At 58.2% G+C, this 22280-nt stretch carries 22 protein-coding genes; 13 read left to right on the forward strand and 9 right to left on the reverse strand.

The features are described from left to right. Nucleotides 1–61: 61 nt before the first annotated feature. Complete coding sequence (locus ABOC32_RS17635) at nucleotides 62–502, reverse strand: Lrp/AsnC family transcriptional regulator (protein ID WP_043196280.1); 441 nt, start codon at nucleotides 500–502, stop codon at nucleotides 62–64. A 143-nt stretch (nucleotides 503–645) separates the two neighbouring features. Here ABOC32_RS17635 and ABOC32_RS17640 point away from each other — a divergent pair, with 143 nt between their 5' ends. Beyond that, nucleotides 646–3693, forward strand: coding sequence for an aminotransferase class III-fold pyridoxal phosphate-dependent enzyme (locus ABOC32_RS17640; protein WP_426808171.1), 3048 nt, complete (start codon nucleotides 646–648; stop codon nucleotides 3691–3693). 147 nt (nucleotides 3694–3840) lie between these two features. On the opposite strand, the gene ABOC32_RS17645 is transcribed toward ABOC32_RS17640, so the two are convergent. Continuing rightward, nucleotides 3841–4281, reverse strand: a complete 441-nt coding sequence (locus tag ABOC32_RS17645; RefSeq protein ID WP_024717903.1) for an Lrp/AsnC family transcriptional regulator — start codon at nucleotides 4279–4281, stop codon at nucleotides 3841–3843. A gap of 287 nt (nucleotides 4282–4568) precedes the next feature. Between ABOC32_RS17645 and ABOC32_RS17650 the strand changes: the two genes are divergently transcribed. The 6 genes from ABOC32_RS17650 to ABOC32_RS17675 all read left to right on the forward strand — a co-directional run bounded on the left by ABOC32_RS17650 (nucleotide 4569) and on the right by ABOC32_RS17675 (nucleotide 10094). Then, the gene (locus ABOC32_RS17650) at nucleotides 4569–5357 is read left to right on the forward strand and encodes an ABC transporter substrate-binding protein (protein ID WP_426808172.1); all 789 of its coding nucleotides are present in this window, start codon (nucleotides 4569–4571) and stop codon (nucleotides 5355–5357) included. Nucleotides 5358–5378: 21 nt separating this feature from the next. Further along, the gene (locus ABOC32_RS17655) at nucleotides 5379–6026 is read left to right on the forward strand and encodes an amino acid ABC transporter permease (protein ID WP_426808173.1); all 648 of its coding nucleotides are present in this window, start codon (nucleotides 5379–5381) and stop codon (nucleotides 6024–6026) included. 9 nt (nucleotides 6027–6035) lie between these two features. Then, nucleotides 6036–6695, forward strand: coding sequence for an amino acid ABC transporter permease (locus tag ABOC32_RS17660; protein ID WP_426808174.1), 660 nt, complete (start codon nucleotides 6036–6038; stop codon nucleotides 6693–6695). A gap of 11 nt (nucleotides 6696–6706) precedes the next feature. After that, nucleotides 6707–7456: an amino acid ABC transporter ATP-binding protein gene (locus tag ABOC32_RS17665; RefSeq protein ID WP_426811623.1), complete on the forward strand. Its 750-nt coding sequence runs from the start codon at nucleotides 6707–6709 to the stop codon at nucleotides 7454–7456. Between the two features lie 131 nt (nucleotides 7457–7587). Beyond that, nucleotides 7588–9660, forward strand: coding sequence for a PAS domain-containing protein (locus ABOC32_RS17670; protein WP_426808175.1), 2073 nt, complete (start codon nucleotides 7588–7590; stop codon nucleotides 9658–9660). Nucleotides 9661–9716: 56 nt separating this feature from the next. After that, entirely contained in the window at nucleotides 9717–10094 is a 378-nt protein-coding gene (locus ABOC32_RS17675; protein ID WP_426808176.1) for a DUF4440 domain-containing protein, read from the forward strand. Nucleotides 10095–10120: 26 nt separating this feature from the next. Here ABOC32_RS17675 and ABOC32_RS17680 read toward each other — a convergent pair whose 3' ends face one another. The 3 genes from ABOC32_RS17680 to cysS are packed head-to-tail and all read right to left on the reverse strand — an operon-like array spanning nucleotide 10121 to nucleotide 12371. Beyond that, nucleotides 10121–10711 (reverse strand): 6-pyruvoyl trahydropterin synthase family protein, encoded by a 591-nt coding sequence (locus ABOC32_RS17680; protein WP_426808177.1) that lies wholly within the window; start codon nucleotides 10709–10711, stop codon nucleotides 10121–10123. Beyond that, complete coding sequence (gene yidD / locus ABOC32_RS17685; RefSeq protein WP_426808178.1) at nucleotides 10705–10959, reverse strand: membrane protein insertion efficiency factor YidD; 255 nt, start codon at nucleotides 10957–10959, stop codon at nucleotides 10705–10707. The genes ABOC32_RS17680 and yidD overlap by 7 nt, the downstream gene beginning before the upstream one ends. Beyond that, nucleotides 10956–12371 (reverse strand): cysteine--tRNA ligase, encoded by a 1416-nt coding sequence (gene cysS / locus ABOC32_RS17690; protein ID WP_426808179.1) that lies wholly within the window; start codon nucleotides 12369–12371, stop codon nucleotides 10956–10958. The genes yidD and cysS overlap by 4 nt, the downstream gene beginning before the upstream one ends. A gap of 321 nt (nucleotides 12372–12692) precedes the next feature. Here cysS and ABOC32_RS17695 point away from each other — a divergent pair, with 321 nt between their 5' ends. Further along, nucleotides 12693–13868: an N-acetylmuramoyl-L-alanine amidase gene (locus ABOC32_RS17695; protein ID WP_426811624.1), complete on the forward strand. Its 1176-nt coding sequence runs from the start codon at nucleotides 12693–12695 to the stop codon at nucleotides 13866–13868. An 85-nt stretch (nucleotides 13869–13953) separates the two neighbouring features. On the opposite strand, the gene hemB is transcribed toward ABOC32_RS17695, so the two are convergent. After that, nucleotides 13954–14961 (reverse strand): porphobilinogen synthase, encoded by a 1008-nt coding sequence (gene hemB / locus ABOC32_RS17700; RefSeq protein WP_426808180.1) that lies wholly within the window; start codon nucleotides 14959–14961, stop codon nucleotides 13954–13956. Nucleotides 14962–15040: 79 nt separating this feature from the next. Here hemB and hisI point away from each other — a divergent pair, with 79 nt between their 5' ends. Continuing rightward, a complete protein-coding gene (gene hisI / locus ABOC32_RS17705; RefSeq protein WP_426808181.1) occupies nucleotides 15041–15454 on the forward strand; it encodes a phosphoribosyl-AMP cyclohydrolase in 414 nt (137 codons plus the stop codon). A 140-nt stretch (nucleotides 15455–15594) separates the two neighbouring features. Here hisI and ABOC32_RS17710 read toward each other — a convergent pair whose 3' ends face one another. From ABOC32_RS17710 to ABOC32_RS17720, 3 genes are all read right to left on the reverse strand, one after another. Next, the gene (locus ABOC32_RS17710; RefSeq protein ID WP_426808182.1) at nucleotides 15595–17031 is read right to left on the reverse strand and encodes an alanine/glycine:cation symporter family protein; all 1437 of its coding nucleotides are present in this window, start codon (nucleotides 17029–17031) and stop codon (nucleotides 15595–15597) included. An 81-nt stretch (nucleotides 17032–17112) separates the two neighbouring features. After that, a complete protein-coding gene (locus tag ABOC32_RS17715; protein WP_426808183.1) occupies nucleotides 17113–17922 on the reverse strand; it encodes an alpha/beta fold hydrolase in 810 nt (269 codons plus the stop codon). A gap of 89 nt (nucleotides 17923–18011) precedes the next feature. After that, entirely contained in the window at nucleotides 18012–18911 is a 900-nt protein-coding gene (locus tag ABOC32_RS17720) for a LysR family transcriptional regulator (RefSeq protein ID WP_426808184.1), read from the reverse strand. Between the two features lie 108 nt (nucleotides 18912–19019). Here ABOC32_RS17720 and ABOC32_RS17725 point away from each other — a divergent pair, with 108 nt between their 5' ends. From ABOC32_RS17725 to ABOC32_RS17740, 4 genes are read left to right on the forward strand one after another with little or no spacing between them, the layout of a single operon-like run. Then, on the forward strand, nucleotides 19020–19682 hold the full coding sequence (locus ABOC32_RS17725; protein ID WP_426808185.1) for an RraA family protein: 663 nt from the start codon (nucleotides 19020–19022) through the stop codon (nucleotides 19680–19682). A 1-nt stretch (nucleotide 19683) separates the two neighbouring features. Beyond that, nucleotides 19684–20349, forward strand: a complete 666-nt coding sequence (locus tag ABOC32_RS17730) for an RraA family protein (protein WP_426808186.1) — start codon at nucleotides 19684–19686, stop codon at nucleotides 20347–20349. Then, nucleotides 20346–20975, forward strand: coding sequence for an RraA family protein (locus ABOC32_RS17735; protein ID WP_426808187.1), 630 nt, complete (start codon nucleotides 20346–20348; stop codon nucleotides 20973–20975). Before ABOC32_RS17730 ends, ABOC32_RS17735 begins: the two co-directional genes overlap by 4 nt. Continuing rightward, nucleotides 20972–22180 carry a pyridoxal phosphate-dependent aminotransferase gene (locus tag ABOC32_RS17740; RefSeq protein ID WP_426808188.1) on the forward strand — a complete coding sequence of 403 codons (1209 nt, stop codon included), beginning with the start codon at nucleotides 20972–20974 and terminating at the stop codon, nucleotides 22178–22180. Before ABOC32_RS17735 ends, ABOC32_RS17740 begins: the two co-directional genes overlap by 4 nt. The last annotated feature ends 100 nt before the right edge of the window (nucleotides 22181–22280 follow it).

Here is a 22280-nt window from a genome sequence, read left to right on the forward strand (position 1 = left end):
GATCTCGGGGGCTTTCAGATTTTGAGCTAGACAGTTGTTTCCAAAGCCCGGAAGCGGGTTGTCAGGCGCCCTGGCGGTCGATATCGCGGCGCAGGACTACCGACGTGGTAATGTCATCCACTGATTCGTGACGTGCCACGTTGTCTCGCACCTGGTTCAGGTCGTCGATTGTTCTGGTTTCCACTTCAACCACCAGGTCGAGCTGCCCACTTACTGAAGAAACGCGGCGCACGCGTGCGTCTGTTGCCAGTTGGTCGAGCAGCCCCATGGCGGGTGTGCGCTGTAGCGTCACCAGCAGGATCGCACGTATGACATTGGCGTCTATTTCGCCGATATCAGCCCGATAACCACGAATGATCCCGCTGCGCTCAAGGTTGGCTACGCGCTCGGTCGTGGCACTTCTGGAAAGGCCTATCCGGGCTGCCAATGCTTTCAGGGCAATACGCGCGTCCTTCGAAAGTACTTCAAGAATCTCACGATCTTTTGCGTCCAGCTCACGCATTGCACCACCTGTCTAACCCGCCGTCTTTATGCCGGTAGGAACCGGCATTATGCTTGTCGATCCCGACCGTATGCAGGGTGTCCGTTTCGACGGTGCATGACAAGCTATTGAAAAAACTATTTGCTCGCTCGGAACGTGATGATATGACAGACCTTTCCCACCCGGCACCTTGGTTTTCGGCAAGCGATGCCGAAGGCCTCGCAAAAGAATTCTTCAATGTCACCGGCACCGCATCGCCCCTGGACGGGGAGCGTGATCGCAACTACCGGTTGAACACCGGCGTTGATGCAGGCTGGATACTGAAAATCGTCAACGCCAGCGAGCCCAGGGTAGAGAGCGAGTTTCAAACCGCGCTGCTCGGGCACCTGGCCGTTCATGGCGCGCACCTGGGCGTGCCTCACCTGCGCGCCAGTGTGGCGGGTGACTTTTTGCCGTGTGTGGCCAGTGCCACAGGTGAACAGCATGCGGTGCGCCTGGTCAGTTGGTTGTCTGGCACGCCGCTGGCCGAGGCCAAGCGTTCATTCGAGCTGATGAGGCACTTTGGCCAGGCACTGGGTGAGCTTGACCGCGCCCTGCAGGGCTTCATGCACCCAGGTGCCGTGCGGGACCTGGACTGGGATCTGCGCCATGCGGCGCGTTCCCGTTCGCGCCTGCATTACATCAAGAGCCCCGAGCGCCGGGCGATTGTCGAGCGTTTCATTGCCCGGTTTGAACAGATTGTACAGCCCAAGCTGGCTTCACTGCGGGCGCAGGTGATCCACAACGACGCCAACGACTGGAATATCCTGGTCGACGCCGAAACCACCAGCAAGGTGACCGGTTTCATCGACTTTGGCGATGCCGTGCATACGGTGCTGATTGCCGAAGTCGCGATTGCCAGCGCTTACGCCATTCTCGACATGGACGACCCGATCGGCGCCGCTGCTGCGCTGGTGGCCGGCTTCCATGAGAAGTATCCGCTGCAAGCGCAAGAGCTTGATGTGTTGTTCAACCTGATCGCCATGCGCCTGGTCATCAGCGTCACGTTCTCCGCTTCCCGGCAGGACCAGACAGAGGACAACCCCTACCTGGCGATCAGTGAAGCGCCTGCCTGGCGCCTGCTGGAACAGCTTGATTCGATGAACCCACGGCTGGCCACCGGCATCCTGCGCAAGGCCTGTGGGTTTGATGCCATCGACGGTGCAGGCGAAGTCCGCCGCTGGATAGCGGGTAATCAAAAGTCCTTCGCCGACCTGGTGCGCCCGTCTGCCGCCATCCTTAACAAGGTGATTGCCCCGTTTGGCGACGCCACCCACGAGATGACCATCGCCTCGGCAGAGCAGCGCCCTGCAGATGCAACCCGTTGGTGGGATGAGTTCTCTGCCGCTCACCAGGTGCCGCTGGCCATCGGGCCTTGGGGCGAGTTGCGCACCATCTACACCGACACCGCGTTCGAGTCCCGCTTCATCAAGGGGCAACGCCGCACACTGCATGTCGGTGTCGACCTGGTGATGCCAGCCGGTACGCCTTTGTACGCACCGGTCGCCGGCACCGTCAGAAGCGTCGAGGTAGAACCAGACCCGCTAGGCTATGGTGGCCTCGTAATGATCGAGCACACGCCACCCGGTTGCCCGCCATTCCTGACCCTGTGGGGCCACATGGCCCATGAGGCGCTCAGCCGCTTGAAAACCGGTGACAAGCTTGAAGCGGGCGACTTGGTCGGTTACATGGGCGCCGATCATGAAAACGGCGGCTGGATTCCCCACCTGCATCTGCAGATGACCACCGATACCCAGCTGAGCGCGAGCGAGGTCATTGGCGTGGGTGAGCCAGAGTACCGCGAGGTGTGGGCTGACCTGTTCCCTGATGCCTCGACCCTGGCCGGTATCCCGCCAGAGACCTACAGCCAGCAGGGCATGACCAAGGCCCAGATCATTGCCAAGCGCAAGGAACTGCTGCTACCGAACCTGTCGATTTCGTACAGCGACCCGATCAAATTCGTGCGCGGTGATGGCGTATGGCTGATCGACAACTTCGGGCGCGCCTACCTGGACTGCTTCAACAACGTGTGCCACCTGGGCCATAGCCACCCGGACGTGGTCGAGGCCTTGACGCGCCAGGCTGCGCTACTCAACACCAATACCCGCTACCTGCACGACAACATCGTGGAATACGCCGAACGCCTGACCGGTACGCTGCCAGAGGGCCTTTGCGTAGCTTCCTTTGGTTGTTCGGGCAGTGAAGCCAACAGCCTGATGCTGCGCATGGCGCGCAACTACACAGGCAGTGATCAGGCAATCGTGTTGGACTGGGCCTACCACGGCACCACGCAAGAACTCATCGACCTGAGCCCGTACAAATACAAGCGCAAGGCCGGCAAGGGCAGGGCGGCGCATGTTTATGAAGCGGTGGTCCCGGATAGCTACTACGCGCCCGAGCACTGGCCAGTGGAGGAGCATGGCAAGCGCTTTGCCGAATCGGTAGCAGAGCAACTGGATGCCATGCGCAAGGCCGGCAAGGGCCCCGGGTTCTTCCTCGCCGAATCCATCCCGAGTGTAGCGGGGCAGGTGTTCCTGCCTGATAACTACCTCAAGGAGGTCTACGCCATGGTTCGCGCCGAGGGTGGGCTGTGCCTGGCCGATGAGGTGCAAGTCGGGTTTGGACGGGTCGGTAGCCACTGGTGGGCATTCGAGACCCAGGGGGTGGTGCCGGACGCCGTCACCATGGGCAAGCCGATTGGCAACGGCCACCCGATGTCGGCGGTTGTGACCACGCGCGAGGTTGCCGATGCCTTCAACAACGGCATGGAGTATTTCAATACCTTCGCCGGCAACCCCGTGTCGTGCGCGGTAGGCTTGGCAGTGCTCAATGCAATCGAGCGCGACCAGTTGAAAGAAAACGCCTTGAACGTCGGCAGTTACCTGCTAGAGGGTTTCCGCAAGCTTCAGCAGCAATTTGACGTGATTGGTGATGTGCGCGGGCTTGGGCTCTTCCTCGGCATCGTGCTGGTCACAGACCGCAAGTCGAAGGCGCCGGCCACGGCCCTGGCCAGAAAGGTGGCTGATGGCGCCAGGGAGCGCGGCGTGTTGATCGGCACCGAAGGCCCCCATGACAACGTGCTGAAAATGCGCCCATCGATGATTTTCAGCCGGGCTAACGCCGACTTCCTCCTCGAGGTGCTGAAAGACAGCTTTACCGCAGCATTGAAGTAGTACAGCAGAGCGAGCGGGGCTGCTGCGCAGCCCATCGCAGGCAAGCCAGCTCCCACAGGTACAGCGCAAATATCGAAGATTGCGCAATTCCTGTGGGAGCTGGCTTGCCTGCGATGGAGCGCAACGCGGCCCCTGATCCCGCAAGGTTCAGGCCTTCTGCCGGTCTATGTCACGCCGCAGCACTACTGCCGTAGTAATGTCGTCTACCGAGTCATGGCACGCCACGGCGTCCCGTACACGGTTCAAATCATCAATCGTCCGTGCTTCGACCTCCACTATCAGGTCCAGCTGCCCGCTGACCGATGAAACCCGTTTAACCTGGGCGTTCTGTGCCAGAAGGTCCAAAAGCCCAAGTGCCGGCGTACGTTTAAGCGCCACCAGGATGATTGCCCGTATGACATTGGCATCGATTTCACCAATGTCGGCACGATATCCGCGAATGACCCCGCTACGCTCCAGTTGCAAAACCCGTTCGCTGGTGGCACTTCTCGACAGGCCAACTCTTGCCGCCAGCGCCTTGAGTGCCACACGTGCTTCCTTGGACAGTATTTCGAGGATTTCCCGATCTTTGACGTCTAACTCGCGCAATGCTGACACTCCCGCCTGATCACCGGTAAATGACCGGCTGCCCCGGTAAAGTGCAGGGAGGCAAACCAGCCGAATACTTGCTTATTTTTAGTGCATGGCCAGACACTACTCCAGTTAATTCAAAGCCCGAAATAGCGCCGACACTATGTCGGTCGATTCCGGCAATGTGCCAGCCGAACACGCACATTGCAGGGTGATTTCAGGGTTTCAGTGTGCAAAGCTCTCAGTGAAGGTTGGGACTTCGAGCCCAGGACAATAAGAAATAGAAACTTCCAAGGAGTGCCCCGATGCTGGCAAGAAAAACCAGGATGCTACTGGCTTCCACCGCTGTTACGGCGGCTGCATTGTTTTCTCACGGCATGGCACACGCCGATGATTTACAGGCCGTTCAAAACTCAAAAGTGCTGCGCGTGGCCATGAGCGGCCAATATTCTCCCTTCAGTTTTGCCAATGAAAAGAATGAAATTGTCGGTTTCGACGCCTCCATTGGTGAAGCACTCGCCCAGCGCCTGGGTGTGAACATAAAAATTATTACCGCGCCGTTCGACGGCATTATCGCCGGGCTGTTGGCCAAGAAATATGACGCGGTCATCGCCTCGATGACCATTACGCCCGAGCGGTTGAAAGCCGTTGACTTCGTAGGCCCTTATTACCACGCAGGCCGTACCATCGGCGTCAAGGAAGACTCCCCGATCAAGGGGCTTGATGATCTCAAGGATGTCACCGTTGGCGTGACCCTGGGCGACTCGCATGATAAATGGGCGCGTAATCGCGGTAATCTTAAAGTGCGCACTTATAAAGGCTTGCCAGAAATGCTGGTTGATCTGGAAGCCGGGCGTATCGACGCGGTAGTGATGGACAGTATTCCGGTCATGGTTGCGGTAAAAGAGACCGGGCAGAAAGTGCGGATCATCAGCCTGCCGGACGAGCAGGGTGGCCGTGAAGGCCTGGGCATTGCCATTCGCAGAAACAACCCGGAACTCAAGGCCCAGTTGCAAAAGGCCCTGGACGAGATCCTGGCCGATGGCACCTATAAAGACATCTCCATGAAATGGGTGGGTAGCGACATTCGTTGATGCACACTTGGAGTGGTTTTTATGGACCTGTCATTGATCCAACGCACCTACCCGTTTTTCATGGAAGCCGCTTGGGTAACTGTGCAGATCTCGTTGCTTGCACTGCTATTGGGCTTATGCCTGGCCATCGCGCTGGTGGCGTTCAGATTATCGCCATTCATAATCTTGCGATGGGCAGCCAAGATCTACGTCAGCGTATTTCGCGGCACACCCTGCCTGGTGCAGTTGTTCATCATCTACTTTGGTGGGCCACAAATAGGCATTGAACTGGAGCCGTTTTCTGCTGCAGTGATCGGTTTAGGCATGAATATCGCGGCGTATATGTCGGAGTCCATTCGGGGTGCTATCGATAACGTCGACCCTGGCCAGGCGGAGGGCGCACGGTCGATTGGCTTCAGCCGCAGGCAGACGCTGTTATTCATCATCATTCCCCAGGCAATGAAGTTGATGATCAGACCGCTTGGGGTCAATGCCATCGGCCTGATCAAGGGGTCTGCCCTGGTCTCGGCCATTTCCGTGGTTGAACTGACTTACACCGCGCAGCGCTTCATCAGTTCAACCTACAAACCGTTCGAGATATTCATGGTGTCGGCGCTGCTTTATATCGTCATGGTCTACGCGGTCAAGTACCTGGTGGAAGTGCTGGACCGGCGATACGCAACCAAGTGAGGAGTGCCAGTGGAAGGATTCAACCTGAGTGTCATCATGCCTTACTATGAAATGCTGGCAACCGGCCTGTGGTGGACGGTTGTCATGTTTCTCTGCTCCAGTGTCATCAGCCTGGCAGTGGGTGTGCTGTTTGCCCTGATCGACCTGTATGCGCCGAAAGCCATGGCATTGCCTGTGCGTTTCGTGACCTGGCTGTTGATGGGCACGCCATTGTTGCTGCAGCTGTATCTGATCTATTACGGGCTGGTTCAGGTGGGTATCGATATCCCGGCGCTGGCTGCGGGGATTATCGGGCTAAGCCTGCATTTTGCGGTGTACAACGCCGAGGTTATCAAGTCCGGTATCGAAGCGGTTGACCCAGGCCAGATAGAGGGCGCGCGCTCGATCGGCCTGAGCAGGGCCATGACGCAGCGCTACATCATTGTTCCGCAGGCCCTTAGAAAAACCATTGCGCCGCTGGGGAACAACCTCATTGTGTTACTGAAGGACACTTCACTGGTGTCGATCATCGGTATTGCCGAACTCGTCTACAGCGCCCAATTGGCTGTCAGCGAAACGTATAGCCCCTTCGAGTTCTATATTGCCGTCGCAGTGATCTACTACGTGGCCAACCTGATACTCGAGGCTGGGTTGCATCTTATTGAAGCAAAGGTCGAGATGTCACGATGAACAACAACGCTATGGTAGAAGTGAAGGGCGCTCGCAAAGCCTACGGCACACTTGAGGTGCTCAAGGGCATCGACCTGTCGGTCTCGCGTGGGCAGATCTTCGCCATCATCGGCCCGAGTGGCTCTGGCAAAAGTACCCTGCTGCGGTCGATCAACCATCTCGAAGTGCTCAATGGCGGTGAAATCTGGCTGGACGGCGATCAGGTCAACCGGCCCTTGAAAGGCCGTGCCTTCGAGCAGCACATCAATCGGGTGCGCCAGCAAATGGGCATGGTGTTTCAACACTTCAATCTGTTCCCGCACCTCACCGTCTGTGAAAACATTGCGATAGGGCCTGTGAAGCTCAAGGGCTATTCAAAGAGTGCGGCCAGGGAGCTGGCCCTGGAGTACCTGCAGAAGGTGGGGCTGGAGAACAAGGTCGACGAATATCCGTCGCGCTTGTCTGGCGGGCAGAAGCAGCGCGTTGCCATTGCCCGGGCGTTGGCCATGCAACCCAAGGTCATGTTGTTCGATGAGGCAACCTCAGCGCTTGACCCGGAGCTTGTGGAAGAAGTGAACCTGGTAATGAAGCAACTGGCGGCCGAGCACATGACCATGTTGATCGTCACCCATGAAATGCGCTTTGCCGGCGAAGTAGCCGATCAGATCGTGTTCATGGATGGCGGGGTCGTTGTGGAACAAGGGGCGCCGGGGGAAATCCTGAGGCACCCGGTGCAGGACCGTACCCGGGCCTTTTTGAAGAAGCATTTGCATGACCGTTAGCGGGCGGTGTGCCATTTTCTGCGGCGAGGGGAATTGAGTCGGATGGGCTTTGGGCTGTGCTGAAACGACATCACGCTTTAGAATCGCATCCATAAACCAGTCGCTCATGTCCGTGGATAAAGAGGCAGTATATGGATCGCGAAGGCGCCAGCTCTTCAGGAGGCCTGGATGCTCCCGCATCAACCCATCAGGAGTCCGCGTTTCCGACGACCGCTTTGGAGCGTCTACAGTTGGCGCTCGATGCTGGCGCGATCATTGGCACGTGGGTGTGGGATATTCAGGAAAACCAGGTTACCGCGGATGAGCGTTTCTCGCGGTCTTTCGGGCTTTCTGCAGACAAATGCATGGCTGGAATTCCGATTGAGGAGGCTTTTGCCTCCATTCACCCTGACGATCGTGATCGTGTCTCAGCCGATATCCAGGAGGCAATGAGCCGCGGTGGCGCCTACCGCTGTGAATACCGTGTCAGACAGCATGATGGCAGTTACCGCTGGATTGAGGCGAATGGCAGAGCCGAGCTTGACGAAAAAGGTCAGGCTGTTCGGTTCCCTGGCATTCTCATGGACATTGAGTCACGCCGCTCAGCAGAGGCTGAGCGCGACAGGATGTCAGCTTTGCTTCGAACCTTCACGGCTGCCGTTCCGGGTGTGGTCTACGCAAAGGACCGGCAGGGGCGACTGATTGTTGCCAATGACGGCGTCACCCAACTGGTTGGCAAGCCACCAGAATTCTACCTGGGCAAGACCGACCTGGAGTTTCTGGAAGACAAAGCGCAAGCACGCCAGATAATGGCAACCGATCAGCACATCATGCATGGCGGCAAGGCCGTTCAGATCGAAGAGCGTGTCGACATGCCGGATGGCACGGCCACCTACTGGCTATCTGTCAAAGCGCCGCTGTGTGACGAAGCAGGCGAGGTCATGGGGCTGATCGGCTCGTCCATCGATGTAACCGCGCGAAGGAAAGCCGAGTCGGAATTGCTGGAGCTTAACCGCACCCTGGAAGCGAAGATCGAAGAAGCCGTGGCCGAGCGAGAAGCGGCGCAAGCAGCGCTGCGTCAATCGCAGAAAATGGAGGCGGTCGGTCAGCTGACCGGAGGCATCGCACACGACTTCAACAATCTGCTCGCGGGCATCACGGGAAGCCTTGAGTTGATCAAGCTCCGCATGAAGCAGGGGCGCACCGCTGACGTAGAACGTTACCTGACGGTGGCACAGGGTGCGGCACAAAGGGCGGCATCCCTGACCCACCGACTGTTGGCTTTTTCTCGCCGCCAGACGCTGATGCCTGTTCATACCGATGTGAACACCCTGATCAGTGATATGGAGGAGCTGATAAGCCGGACGGTAGGGCCGGCAATCCAGCTCAAGGTTGAGCTCCAGGCTGCATCCAGTACCTGCCTCGTCGATCCGGCTCAAGTAGAGAACTCGCTGCTAAACCTGTGTATCAATGCTCGCGACGCACTGGAAGGTGGAGGATCGATCTCCATCAAGACGTACAACGAGGTGCTGGAACAAGGGGCAGGTCTCGATCCTGAACTGGCACCCGGAACGTACTTCACGATCTGTGTCGCCGATGACGGTGTGGGCATGAGCACCGACACGCTAACGCGTGCATTCGAGCCCTTCTTCACGACCAAACCTGTGGGCGCGGGTACCGGGCTTGGCCTGTCCATGATTTATGGTTTCGCCAAACAGTCAGGTGGGCAAGTCCGGATCGAGTCAGAAGAGGGCCGCGGTGCCCGGGTATATCTGCAGCTTCCCAGCCATAAGGTTGAGATCGACACTGCAGTACGTACCCAGCCATTGCCTGTATCAGAACATACCGCCTCAGGCGAAACGGTGCTGGTCGTCGATGATGAACCCTCCGTGCGCATGTTTGTGAGTGAGTCGCTGGGTAGCTGCGGATACACTGTCATTGAGGCGACCGATAGCCTTGCCGGCCTTCAGCTACTCCGCTCGGATACCCGCATCGATCTGCTGGTCACAGACATTGGTCTGCCAGGGGGGATCGACGGCAGGCAGATGGCCGATACTGGCCGCAGCTCCAGGCCTGGTCTTCCGGTCTTGTTCATGACCGGGTATGCGCAACCCCATATACTGGAAAACGCCCAGCTAGAGCCCAGCACGGCTGTGCTGACGAAACCCTTCACACTCGAAGCCTTTACGTTGAACGTTAAAGCTTTACTCCAGAAAAGAGCATAAGCCGCGCAAGCACCGTATCCCAAGGGTAGGCGCACACTTCAAAGGAATTGGACGTTATGAATCCGTACTTGCAAGAGGTCGTTGACCTGCACGTATTGATAGAGGCGCTATTCGCCAGGGGGGAGGGCAAGGTTGAGGCGATGATCGAGCGCTTTCATCCGGAGTTCTCAATGGTCACGCCTAATGGTCTTCAGGTAAGCCTGAAGGACGTAGCCACCCTGTTCGCACAACGTGCAGGTAGCCAGCCAGGGCTGGCCATTGAGCTCATCGGGATGGAATCATTGGCGCAGTGGCCGGAGGGGGCGTTGATCCGCTATCAAGAAACACATCGGCTACCCGGGCAGAACGCCAAGACACGAATCTCGACTGCACTGTTCAGTGTTCAGGGCGGGCGGATCTTGTGGCGTCATTTGCACGAAACCTGGGCAGCGTGACCACCATGAAAACGTCTTTGCACGGCTCACAGCCGGCTGTCTGGACCGGTCTGATTCAGGGTGTGCCTTGGCTTGAGGCGTTCAAACAGATCGGGGTCTGACCACTGAGTGCTAATGGCAGAAGAGAACTCGACGAGATCAAGGTCGATCAAGCCCATGCGTGGATTCACGACGTCTTCGCGAAAGCACTGTGCATAGCCCGTTTCGGTTTCGTGGACGATGACAGAGTGCAGTTGAACCCCGAACTCGCCATTGCTCATCTCTGCGTTTTGCAGCGCGGCATCCACCAAGCGGAAGATCAATCTGGAGAATTGCTCCGCGCTCGGGGAGACGGGAATCAACACCCACCGTTCGGAGTGCTTGCGAATAGAAGCAATGTATTCGGGATTATCGCCTGACCAGATTGCGACGGAGTGGTCAAAGGCGTCGATCAGCTCGCGAACATCCCCTTTCAGCAACCCGAAGTCGTACACCATTTGCCCGTGATCCAGGGCGTCTGCGTGCAAAAGCAGCTCGACTTTATACGAGTGCCCGTGGATTGAGTGAGAGCATCGACGGGTGCTGCAACCGCGTACGATGTGTGCATTTTCGAATTTGAAAAGCTTACGGATCAGCATGAACCACCTTCTTTTTTGTTGCCTTTCTGCGGTACCGGGTCAAATCCGCCGGGATGTAACGGGTGGCAACGCAATAGCCGTCGCAGCGTTAACCAGCTGCCCAGCAATGCGCCATGAGTGCGCAGTGCTTCGATGGAGTATTGGGAGCAAGAGGGGTGAAATCGGCAGCGACTGCCGATCACCGGGCTGATGAACAGCTGATAGCCGCGCACCAACGCAATCAGAATCAAATTCGGCCACTGCCTCATATCACGCTCCTCGCCGACGGTCGCAACCTGGAACCTTCCGGGGTGTCTTCGATGCTGAAGCCTGCAGCCAGTAACTCATCACGCAAGGCGTCTGCTTTGGCAAAATCGCGAGTACTGCGTGCAGTGTCCCTTGCGAGTAGTAACGACTCGAGATACTGGCGATGACGCAAAGGGTATTGCGCTGACGCTGAAGGCGCTGCCAATGCAGCGAGTGCCGCATCAGGCTCCTGTTGCAACAGCCCAAGCAAGCCAGCGGAGCTGATCAATTTTGCTTTGTTGAGCGCGCGCATTTCATCTGTTGCTGAGTGGTCGAGATCAGACCGGAGCACATGAAGCCGAGCTAGCGCCTCCGTCACGGCCAGATCATTCTTCAAAGATTCAACAACCTGGTTGTCCGGTGCTACATCGGCAGCAGAAGCCAGTGAGCTCACCTTTGAGAGTGAGGTATAGAACCGGGTCAAGGTTTGCACGGCAGTCTGTAGACGCTGAGCATTCCAATCCATGGGGCGCCGGTAGTGCGTGGAGAGCAGCGCAAACCGGATGGCTTCACCGGGGGCCTGAGCCAAAAGATCTCGAACCAGCAATACATTGCCCAGTGATTTGGACATTTTCTGCCCGTCTACTGTGACGAAGCTGTTATGTACCCATGTGCGGCAGTAAAGCGTGCCATTGGCGCAGGCACCTTGAGCGATCTCGTTTTCGTGGTGGGGGAAAATGAGATCCTGGCCTCCGCCATGGATGTCGATAGTATGACCGAGGTGGCGACCAATCATGGCAGAGCACTCAACATGCCAGCCTGGCCGACCTCGTCCCCAAGGGCTATCCCACCCAGGCAGTTCAGGAGTCGATGGTTTCCAGAGCACGAAGTCCAGTGGACTGCGTTTATAAGGCGCGACCTCGACACGAGCGCCGGCCATCATGTCTTCAGGTAGCCGCCCCGACAGCTGGCCGTAGGCTGGGTACGAGGGAACGTGAAAAAGCACATGCCCTTGCTCGACATACGCATGGCCGCGATCGATCAGCCTCTTGGTGAGGTCGATTATGTCTGGAATATGATCTGTCACGCGCGGCTCCAGATCGGGTGACGCAACACCCAGTGCGGTCATGTCCTCATGGTAGGCATCAATAAAGCGATTGGTGATATCGGCTATGGGAGACCCTGACGCGATCGCTGCTGCATTGATCTTGTCATCCACGTCTGTGAAATTTCGCGCATACACCACTTCGTTGTATTCGTGGCGCAGCACCCTCGCCAAGATATCGAACACGACCGCAGGCCTGGCGTTTCCTATATGGGCATAGTTGTAGACAGTCGGGCCACAGACGTACAGGGTCACCCGATCAGCCTGCTCAGTGCGCAGCGGTTCTTTCTGGCGGGTGAGGGTGTTGTGGAGGTGAATTGTCGACGTCATACGCTGATGCCTTCGATGTGTCCTGCCTTGTCCTTGAATGCCCTGAAGGTCATTTTGATCGTTTCACGCGTCACGTCAGGCAGTTGAGCTGATGGATGGAAGATATGGATGAACACCCTGCAGGCCCCTTTATTGCTTGAGACGAGTGTCTTGGCTTTCGAGTAACAATGTTATAACGTAGCATAATGGTGAGCACCACGAAACCCTCTTCATGGGGCGCAAGCGTGCGGAGCGCAGAGGGTAGGCGGCAACTGATCAACTGCCCGGTGAGCTGATACAACTCAAGGTGTAAAGGTGTATGGATAGACGGAGCTTGTTGAAATTTTGCTAGCCGGTCTAGCGTTGCCGGCATCATTTGCTGCGCGCGCATCGAGTGCTGTTGTGCGGCGAGTGAGCGTTGTTCGTGCGGCGGGGTCTACGAAGTTGTTGTTCGATCTGAGTGGCCCGGTGGTCGCCAATAGCTTTGCCTTGGAGTCGCCACCGCGGGTGGTGCTTGATCTGCACCAGGCTGAACTTGATGCATCACTGGATGGCCTGGCGTTGGCCGGTACGCCCGTTCACGCGATTCGCAGTGGAAAAACACCAACAGGTGATTTGCGTATCGTCCTGGATTTGACGCGGTCGGGTGTACGGGGTGAGCTGGCTGTGTTGCAGGGTAATCACAAGCTCGAGCTGCTACTCACGGGCCTGGCTAACCAGGCTGCCGCGTCGGCTGGAGCGGCCGGGGCTGTCAGGGAGCGGCCAGCGGGGAAGTCCAACCGGGATCTGTTGGTAGTGATCGATGCGGGCCATGGAGGAAAAGACCCCGGAGCCGTGGGGGCCAAAGGGGAGCGAGAGAAAATTGTTGCCCTGCAGATTGCGTTGCTACTGGCTAGGCGCATAGATGCCCAGAAGGGGTATAAGGCTCGCCTGGTGCGTACCGGTGATGTGTTCATTCCATTGCGCAAGCGTGCAGAAGTGGCTCAGCGGTTGAATGCCGACCTGTTCATCTCCGTGCACGCAGACGCTGCGCCCAGGCTGACTGCTTCCGGCGCGTCGGTTTTTGCCCTCTCCCAAGGAGGGGCAAGCTCGTCGATGGCCCGCTGGATGGCTGCCAGGGAAAATGGTGCCGATTCGGTCGGCGGCGGCCTGGACGTCAAGCTGCGCAAGCATGACCCCATGGTGGCCGGGGTTCTGCTGGACATGTCAATGAATGCCACCATTTCCACCAGCCTGGACTTGGGACACCAGGTGCTCGCGCAACTTGGAGGGGTGTCGAGATTGCATCAATCCAAAGTGGAGCAGGCAGGTTTTGCGGTACTGAAGTCCGCGGCAGTGCCTTCAATTTTGGTGGAGACGGGCTTCATCTCTAATATAAATGATTGCCGGCGGCTTCATGATGTACGCCATCAGCGCAAAATCGCTGCTGCGATCTTCACGGGGGTAGAGCGTTACTTCCGTCAGCAGCCACCTGCGGGCAGCCTGATTGCAGCCATGGCGAGGCCTGAATCGGCTTGAGCATGAAGCCCTGGTGACAGCCCTTGTAACGCATTGCCAGGCTGGGGGTGTCACACAAGGGCTCGTTCATCGCAGCAGGGAAATCTCAGCCCCGCTTCAATTGCTCTGCGGCCTCAAGCGCGAAGTAGGTCAGAATGCCACAGCAGCCCGCGCGCTTGAATGCCATCAGCGACTCGAGGATGACCTTGTGTGGATCAAGCCAGCCGTTATTGATCGCGCCCTTGATCATCGAGTATTCACCGCTGACCTGGTAGGCAAATGTGGGCACTGCAAACGTCGACTTCACACGCTGGATGATGTCGAGGTATGGCATGCCTGGCTTGACCATGATCATGTCAGCGCCTTCCTGAAGGTCCAGTGCGACCTCCCGCAGGGCCTCATCGCTGTTGGCTGGATCCATCTGATAGGTTCGCTTGTCACCTTTAAGTGCGCTTGAAGACCCTAGCGCATCGCGGAAGGGGCCATAGAAGCCCGAAGCGTATTTGGCCGCGTATGACATGAGCCGAATATCGGTCAGGCCTGCCGAATCGAGGGCTTTCCTGAGCGCACCGATTCGCCCATCCATCATGTCTGAAGGGGCAAGGGTATCGATGCCGGCCTGCGCCTGGACAATTGCCTGCTTAGCCAGCATTTCGAGGCTTTCGTCATTTACGATTCGGCCGTTACGCAGCAGCCCATCGTGCCCATGGTCTGTGTAGGGGTCGAGCGCGACATCGCCTATGAGCCCTAGGGCGGGGTATGTCGATTTCAATAACCTGGCGGCCCTGCATACCAGATTGTCCGCATTGATCGCTTCACTCCCTTGGCTGTCCTTTCGATCGGGCGCAGTGGCAGGGAAGAGTGCAATTGCGGGTATGCCAAGCTCTACGGCACGCCCTGCATGGTCGATCAGCTCATTCAGACTGACCCGTGCCTGGCCTGGAATGGCGCTGATCAGCTCGCTACCTCCCGAGCCTTCCTTAAGAAAAATCGGCCAAATGAAGTCATCAGCGGACAAGGTGTTTTCGGCGACAAGGCGGCGCGTCCAGTCGTCGGCGCGATTACGGCGCAGACGAACTGATGGGTAGCTACCTTGGCTTGTAAATGGGTTCATGGGGCTCCCGATTGTAGAGGCAGGCGTCGTTGATTACATGATACGTTATATAGTAACTACATTTGTAAGGTCGTAAATCATGTTTCTCAAGCTCGAGCAGGCTGAGGCGGGATCGCGTTTCCCTCTGGATGACGTGCTGGCACAGATTCCCTGGAGTCCCCAAGGGCTGGTGGCCGCCGTTGCCGTGCAGCACGACAGTGGCGAAGTGTTGATGCTGGCGTGGATGAACCAGGCGGCGCTCGTCGAGACCTTGCAGACCCGGCAGGCCTGTTACTGGTCGCGCTCCAGAGGAGGGCTCTGGCGCAAAGGTGAAACGTCAGGGAATGTTCAACATGTTAAAGAGGTCCGGTTGGACTGTGATGGAGATGCGCTGCTCGTTTTAGTCGATCAGGTGGGGGGTGCCTGTCATACCGGGCGCCGCAGTTGTTTCTACAACGTCATTGAGGGTGACCAGGTCGTGGTGAACAGCAATCCAAAGGGCGTGCGATCGTGAGTCGTATCCTCACTAGAAATTCCAGGTTTGATGAATGAGGGAAGGCTATTCGATGCAGACGCCTTGATCGCCCAGGTCAGGACCTGCAGGTCCATTCAACTGACCGGGGCCATCAGCCGGCCCCGTCAGTCCAACTCGCTTCAGCGATGGCTAGGCACTATCGCTAGATTTTCTGCGGGTTCTGGGGCCTGGGCGGCCCAGATGGCCTTGTCCATGTTCACGTCCAGGAAAGCGCTGGCAGTCAGTACGGGCTCGGTAATGCCTGCCTTGCGTTGATTGTCGTAGTCTGCGAGCAACCGAAGGCCGACGTTGCACAGCAATGTCAGGGCGATCAGGTTCACCAGGGCAGAAAGCGTCATGGTGACGTCGGCGAAGGCAAATACCGTTGAAAGGTCCTGTACGGAGCCCCAGAGAATCAACCCCAGCACGATCGCGCGGTATCCCAACAGCACCTTGCGGCTTTCACCGAGGATGAACTTGAGGTTGTTCTCGCCGAGGTAGTAGTTGTAGAGGATCGAGGTGAACACGAACAATGCAAGCGCGACGCTGATGAAAACGCGCCCCCACTCGCCTACCACCGCAGCCAGCGAATTCTGCGTCAAAACCAGGCCGTCACCTGCAAATCCAGCGGTGTAGAAGCCCGACAGCAAGATCAGCAGTGCAGTGCAAGTACAGATGACGAACGTATCGAAGAACACACTGAACGCCTGCACCACACCCTGAGAGATCGGGTGCTTGACCTCGGCCACTGCCGCCACGTTCGGTGCACTACCCAGGCCGGCTTCGTTGGCGAATACGCCCCGTTTGACCCCCATCACGATGGCGCTGCCAATGAGGCCACCAAAGGCCTGGTCCAGTCCGAACGCACTTTTGAAGATGGTCAAAAGCATCATCGGCACATGATCGAACTGCAAGACAATGACGTACAGCGTTACCGCGATATAGGCCAGGGTTTTTACCGGCACCAGCAAATCGGCCACCTTGGCGATCCGCTTGATGCCTCCGACGAACACCAGCCCCAGCACGATGGCAAGAGCGATGCCTGAGTAGGCCGGATTGATGCCGAAGGCGTTCTGCAGGGAGTGTGTCACTGCATGCGATTGCAGGCCGTTGAAGGAAAAACCGAAAGTGACGATGAGCAGAATGGCCATCAGCACGCCGAGCCAACGCATTTTCAGGCCGTACTCCATGTAGAAAGAAGGTCCGCCATAGAACTGGCCGCTGGCATCCTTGCGCTTGTATAACTGGGCCAGGCTACACTCCATCAGCGTAGTCGCCATGCCTACCAGGGCCGTGACCCACATCCAGAAGACGGCGCCTGGGCCGCCCAGCGTGACGGCTACACCGACGCCGGCAATGTTGCCCGCACCGACTCGCCCTGCAAGGCTGAGCATGAGGGCCTGAAACGAACTGATCTGCGTCGAGTTACTGGTGAGGCTGTCCTTGAATACCTTGAACATGTGCAGGAAGTAGCGAAGCTGCACAAAACGAGTCTTGATTGTGAAATAGGCGCCCAGTCCGACGACCAGGACGATGAGCAGTTTTCCCGAGAGAAAACCGTTGATGGCTTCGAGCATGGCGCAACCTCATTATTATTTTTACTGGGGTAGTGCGAGCTTCACGCGGCCGGCACGGCCGCGCAGAAGGGTTCGATCCGCTTAAACGCGGTCTTGCAGCGCTTTGATGTGTTGCCACATCAGCATGGGGTTCGAGTACATCGGGAAATGACCGCAGTCAGGGATGCATGCCAGGTGCACGCCCTGTGCGGCGATGTCGTACAGGTAGGAAAGGTGTGAGTTGGTCACCCCATACATGTATTGGCGTGGAAATGGCAGCGCCAGGAACTTGTCCATCAGCTGACCGTTGTCGGACAGATCCACCATCGATTCGAAAATGCCTCGTACTGCGCCGGTACACACTTTGTGCGAGAGGCTGGCGGCATAGAGGGCGCTCGCAGGGTCCGAAGCCTGACGGGTACGCTCGATAAATTCGCGGAAGAAGCGTGCATCATCATCACGGCGGTGATCATGGATCTGACGACTGAGGAAGCAGTCTTCAGGGGCGATGTTGCCCTCGATATCGACAAAGCTCAGTACTCGCTCAGGCTGCCCGTGAGCCAGCATCAGGCCGGTCAATCCACCCATGGAATGACCTACAAGGTGGAAGGTGTCGATCCCGAAATGCTTGAGTATGGCTTGCGCGGTTTTCACCAGGAATGGGATGTTGATGCGCGAAAGGTCGCTGCACGCGCTCTCACCGCAGCCTGGCGCATCATAGGCAATGAAGGGGTGCCCATCAAAAGAGGGCTGCAGCGTGATATCGGCGTAGTCCTCTTTGGTGGAGCCGAAACCGTGGAGGAACAGGATCGGCGCTTGTGCTCCGGGACGGTGTATCACCGCCAGGTCGAGCTGCACACCGTCGATGTTCAGCGGAATTTTCTCGTGGGTGAAGCGAGCTGGGTGGGGCACTGATGAAGCTCCTATTGCAGATACCCCCATCTTGAGCTCGCCAGATAATTTGTAAAATACGAAGCCACGAAGCCTGTCATATGCCCGGCCTATGACAGCAAGTTTTGCCTGGCTTGATCGATCATCGCCTCGACCAGCGGATTCTTATGCTCCCCATGCCAGGCCATGGCCGTTGTCACCACCTTCACCTCGGGTTGGAGAGGGCGAATGACGACGTTCTCGGGGGCGAGTTTTTCCATCGACGTAGGGACCAGTGCAATACCCTGGCCGCAACTGACGAAGGCGACTTGTGAAGAGACCGAGCGGACCTGGTGCACGATGCGCGGGGCGAAGCCGCTGGCTTTGCACTGCCCGACCAGATAGTCGAAATACACTGGGCTTACATCCCGCGAGGCCATGACCAGGGTTTCGTCCGCGAGGGCTTTGAGCGAGATCGATTCACTCGCGGCAAGGGGGTGATCGTTGGGTAGCGCGACTGCCAATCGATCCTCGGACAATGGCAGGGATTGCAAATGCCGGCCCAGATTGCCTTCCAGGCGCGCGAAGGCGATGTCGATGTCGCCGGATTCAAGCGCGGGAATGGCCTCCGCGCTATCAATCTCTCTAACCGAAACCGTGATCAATGGATGGTCCTGCTTGAACCGCTCGATCAGCGGGGGGAGCACGTCGATCATGGCCGATGTGATCGCCCCGATCGTCACCACGCCAGCGTGGCCGGCCACTGCCTCATGGACCGCCAATTCAAGTCGTTCCAGCTGATCAGCAAACTTTCGGACTGCGGGGAGGATTGCGGCCCCCGCGGCGGTCAGCTGTGCGCCGCGGCGTGATCGGGTGAACAGTTGAACGCGTAGGGACTGTTCCAACGCCTGTATTTGCTCGGTCAACGGTGGTTGCGACATACCCAGCCGCTTGGCCGCGCGGCTGAAATTCTTGTCCTCAGCAACAGCGAGGAACAGCCAGAGGTGGCGTATCAAGCGAAAGTTGATCACGGTGCTATTCCATAGGTTTGGGATATAACAAGCTTAGCTTCTTCGTAATATACGTATCAAATCTCGGCGCAGATACTCAAGCCTCACCTAACAAGAGGTCTGCAACCGATGAGCTTGAAAGCCCCGCTTGAGCGCCTGGCCGCGCTCGACACCAACACGGTGTCGGACGCGCTGGATTTCCTCGAGCTTCCTGGCGCCACCAACGGCCTTATGCCGCTCTGGAGCTGCCCGAAGATTGTTGGCCGAGCCAGCACTGTGCTGTTGGGGCCAAAGCAGGACGTGGCGCCTACTGTTCACCTGATTACCCCGGTAGTGGAGCAGGTCACCACCGATGACCGCGTGCTGGTGATTGCGGGTGGCGTCGACGGTATCTCCAGCTGGGGCGACATCCTGGCCAACGCCGCCCAGCGCAAAGGCATCCGGGGCTCGATCATCGATGGTTTTAGCCGTGACATTCGCGGCAGTGCCGATATCGGCTACCCGGTCTTCGGTCGCGGGGTCACCATGATCAGTGCGCGCAACCGACTCATCCAGGTGGATGCGGCCGTCAAAGTCAGCATGGCTGGCGCTGAGGTCGAGGAGGGCGACTACGTGATCGCCGACGAATGCGGCACGGTGTTCGTCCCGGCCAAGGCTATCGAGCAGGTGCTTGACCTGGCCGAGCGTATCGAGCGCCGCCAAGCCGGCATGGTTGACGCTGTCCGCTCAGGCCGTTCGGTAGAGGAAGTGATGCACGACACCCAATTCGAAGCCATCAAGGTGGAGCACTGATATGAGCCTTTCCGATAAAGACCTCGTCGCCCTGTTCGAAGGGCTGGATACCCCGGGTGTGTCTGACGCGATGGATAAGCTGGGGCTTCCAGGCCAGGCCTTCGGTATCGCGCCACTGGCCAACTACAGCCAGGTCGTGGTCGGCCCAGCCTTCACCGTTCAGTACGTCAGTGCGAGCACACCGCCCGGCACTGTCGGTGACTTTATTGATGATGTTGCCCCAGGCGACGTTGTGGTTATCGCCAACGAAGGCCGTACCGATTGTACGGTGTGGGGAGACATCATGACCCAGTACGCTTTGGCCCGCGGTATCGCCGGAACTGTCATTGACGGTGTTTGCCGCGATGTGAACAAGGCGCTGGGCGAAGGCTACCCGCTGTTCAGCAAAGGCCGCTTCATGCGTACCGGCAAAGACCGTGTGGAAGTCGTGGCCGTCAACCAGCCGGTGTCGGTTGGCCAGGCCCGGGTTTGTGCCCGCGACATCGTCGTCGCTGACGCCAATGGCGTCGTCATTGTCCCGCGCGATCGTGCCCTGGAAGTGGCTGAAACGGCACGTCGCATCGAACACGTTGAAGCGCAGATCCGCGAGCAGATCGCCACTGGCAAGAGCCTCAAAGCGTCTCGTGCCGCCCTCGGTTACCACTCCCTGCAGAGCAAACATCCATGAGCCTTCCACACGATTATCGGAACATTGCAAAGGTCCTCGGCAGTTCCACGCTTTACGAGGCCTCCGGGCTCCCGTGCGCGGTAGACCGCGAGATTCGCGCCGTCTGGAAAGGCGCGTTCATTGCCGCGCCGGCATACCCGCTGCAGTGTTCGCCGGGCGACAACCTGGGCCTGCACCTTGCTGTGGCCAAAGCGCCGCGGGGTAGCGTGCTGGTCTGTGATACCGCCGACTTCGTCGCCGGCTACTGGGGTGAGGTGCTCACTGTGGCGGCTGAAGCTGCAGGCATCGTTGGCCTGGTGATCAACGGTGGCGTACGCGACATCGCCGCGCTCGAAGCACATGGTTTCCCTGTCTTTGCGCGGGGCATCTCGGTCAAAGGTACCGTCAAGGCAACCACGCCTTCGGTAGGCAAGCCGTTCGATTTCAGTGGTGCGCAGGTCAGCGTCGGCGACCTGGTCGTCGCGGACGAGGACGGTGTGATCATCATTCCGGCCAATGCCGTTGAACACACCCTGCGTGAGGGACAGAAGCGCGCAGACAAAGAGGCCGTGTTCATGGGCAAGCTGCGCGAAGGCAAAACCACCATGGACCTGATGGGCCTTTCCCAGCCGGAGGAACACGCGTGAGCCTGGAAGCACTGAACCGTCGCCTGGAGGCTGCCAAGCCTTCGGCGACCTACAAGATCATCGACCGCGTTGCTGCGCGCCGTGCGCAAGGGGCGAGGGTCATCTCGCTCTGTGCCGGTGAGCCTGATTTCGACACGCCAGAACACATCCGTACAGCGGCCATCAGTGCAATCAACAATGGCCACACCCGCTACACCCAGGTGGCCGGCCTTCGCCCGCTGCGTGAAGCCATAGCGCGCAAGTACCAACGCGAGAATGGTCTGGACGTCAGTTGGCAGGACACGCTGGTATGCAGCGGCGGCAAGCAGGTCATTTTCAATGCCTTGGCCGCGACCCTCAACGAGGGTGATGAAGTTGTGGTCCCCGCGCCGTATTGGGTCAGCTACCCAGAAATGGTTGAGCTGTGTGGGGGCGAGTCGCGGATTGTTGCCTGCGGCGCCGAGTCGAGCTTCAAGCTCACCCCTCAAGCGCTGGCTGAAGCCATCGGGCCCAAAACCCGTTGGTTGATCCTGAACTCGCCGTCCAATCCCACGGGTGCCGTGTACGATCGCGAGGAGCTGCAAGCGCTGGCTGAGGTATTGCTGGCCCATCCTCAGGTGCTGATTCTGGCGGACGACATCTATGAGCACCTGATCTTCGACGGTCGAGATTTCCTCACGCTGGCCCAGGTTGAGCCACGACTGGCCGCACGGACGCTGACCATGAACGGCGTGTCGAAGGCCTACGCCATGACTGGCTGGCGAATCGGATTCGCCACGGGGCCTCGTTGGCTGCTCGAAGCGATGGAAAAGCTGCAAGGCCAGCAGACTTCGGGTGCCTGTACCATCTCGCAGCACGCCGCAGTTGCTGCCCTGGACGGCCCTAAAGATTTCATCGCGCACAGCCGCGAAGTGTTCCAGCGGCGTCGAAACTTTATGGTCGAACTGCTGAACCAGGCGCCGGGTATCAGTTGCGAAGTTCCAGGTGGGGCCTTCTACGCGTTTGCTGACTGTTCTGGTTTGCTTGGCAAGCGCTCGCCAGGCGGCAGTGATCTCATTGACGACGAGGCGGTCGCGTTGGCATTGCTTGAAGAGGCCAACGTGGCCGTCGTGCAAGGGAGTGCCTTTGGCCTTCCGGGCTACCTGCGTATTGCGTATGCCCTGGATGACGAGTCGCTGCGTGCCGCTTGCCAGGCCATTCACCGCTTCTGCGAGGGGACACGGTAGTCGGACCAACCGAGAGTGGGCGGCAGTGCTTGATAGAACGCGAGGGCAGAGAAATCTGCCCTTATTCATCAACGTCTGATCAGGATGATTGCAGAGGACC

The organism is Pseudomonas sp. WOUb67 (genome assembly GCF_050058005.1).
In the GTDB taxonomy this organism is placed as follows: Bacteria; Pseudomonadota; Gammaproteobacteria; order Pseudomonadales; family Pseudomonadaceae; genus Aquipseudomonas; species Aquipseudomonas putida_R.

What these genes read in the sequence shown, in the direction of transcription:
- ABOC32_RS17635 (WP_043196280.1), bottom strand. Translation starts at nt 502, where the DNA reads ATGCGTGAGCTGGACGCAAAAGATCGTGAGATTCTTGAAGTACTTTCG.
- ABOC32_RS17640 (WP_426808171.1), top strand. Translation starts at nt 646, where the DNA reads ATGACAGACCTTTCCCACCCGGCACCTTGGTTTTCGGCAAGCGATGCC.
- ABOC32_RS17650 (WP_426808172.1), top strand. Translation starts at nt 4,569, where the DNA reads ATGCTGGCAAGAAAAACCAGGATGCTACTGGCTTCCACCGCTGTTACG.
- ABOC32_RS17655 (WP_426808173.1), top strand. Translation starts at nt 5,379, where the DNA reads ATGGACCTGTCATTGATCCAACGCACCTACCCGTTTTTCATGGAAGCC.
- ABOC32_RS17665 (WP_426811623.1), top strand. Translation starts at nt 6,707, where the DNA reads ATGGTAGAAGTGAAGGGCGCTCGCAAAGCCTACGGCACACTTGAGGTG.
- ABOC32_RS17670 (WP_426808175.1), top strand. Translation starts at nt 7,588, where the DNA reads ATGGATCGCGAAGGCGCCAGCTCTTCAGGAGGCCTGGATGCTCCCGCA.
- ABOC32_RS17675 (WP_426808176.1), top strand. Translation starts at nt 9,717, where the DNA reads ATGAATCCGTACTTGCAAGAGGTCGTTGACCTGCACGTATTGATAGAG.
- ABOC32_RS17680 (WP_426808177.1), bottom strand. Translation starts at nt 10,711, where the DNA reads ATGCTGATCCGTAAGCTTTTCAAATTCGAAAATGCACACATCGTACGC.
- yidD (WP_426808178.1), bottom strand. Translation starts at nt 10,959, where the DNA reads ATGAGGCAGTGGCCGAATTTGATTCTGATTGCGTTGGTGCGCGGCTAT.
- cysS (WP_426808179.1), bottom strand. Translation starts at nt 12,371, where the DNA reads ATGACGTCGACAATTCACCTCCACAACACCCTCACCCGCCAGAAAGAA.
- hemB (WP_426808180.1), bottom strand. Translation starts at nt 14,961, where the DNA reads ATGAACCCATTTACAAGCCAAGGTAGCTACCCATCAGTTCGTCTGCGC.
- hisI (WP_426808181.1), top strand. Translation starts at nt 15,041, where the DNA reads ATGTTTCTCAAGCTCGAGCAGGCTGAGGCGGGATCGCGTTTCCCTCTG.
- ABOC32_RS17710 (WP_426808182.1), bottom strand. Translation starts at nt 17,031, where the DNA reads ATGCTCGAAGCCATCAACGGTTTTCTCTCGGGAAAACTGCTCATCGTC.
- ABOC32_RS17725 (WP_426808185.1), top strand. Translation starts at nt 19,020, where the DNA reads ATGAGCTTGAAAGCCCCGCTTGAGCGCCTGGCCGCGCTCGACACCAAC.
- ABOC32_RS17730 (WP_426808186.1), top strand. Translation starts at nt 19,684, where the DNA reads ATGAGCCTTTCCGATAAAGACCTCGTCGCCCTGTTCGAAGGGCTGGAT.
- ABOC32_RS17735 (WP_426808187.1), top strand. Translation starts at nt 20,346, where the DNA reads ATGAGCCTTCCACACGATTATCGGAACATTGCAAAGGTCCTCGGCAGT.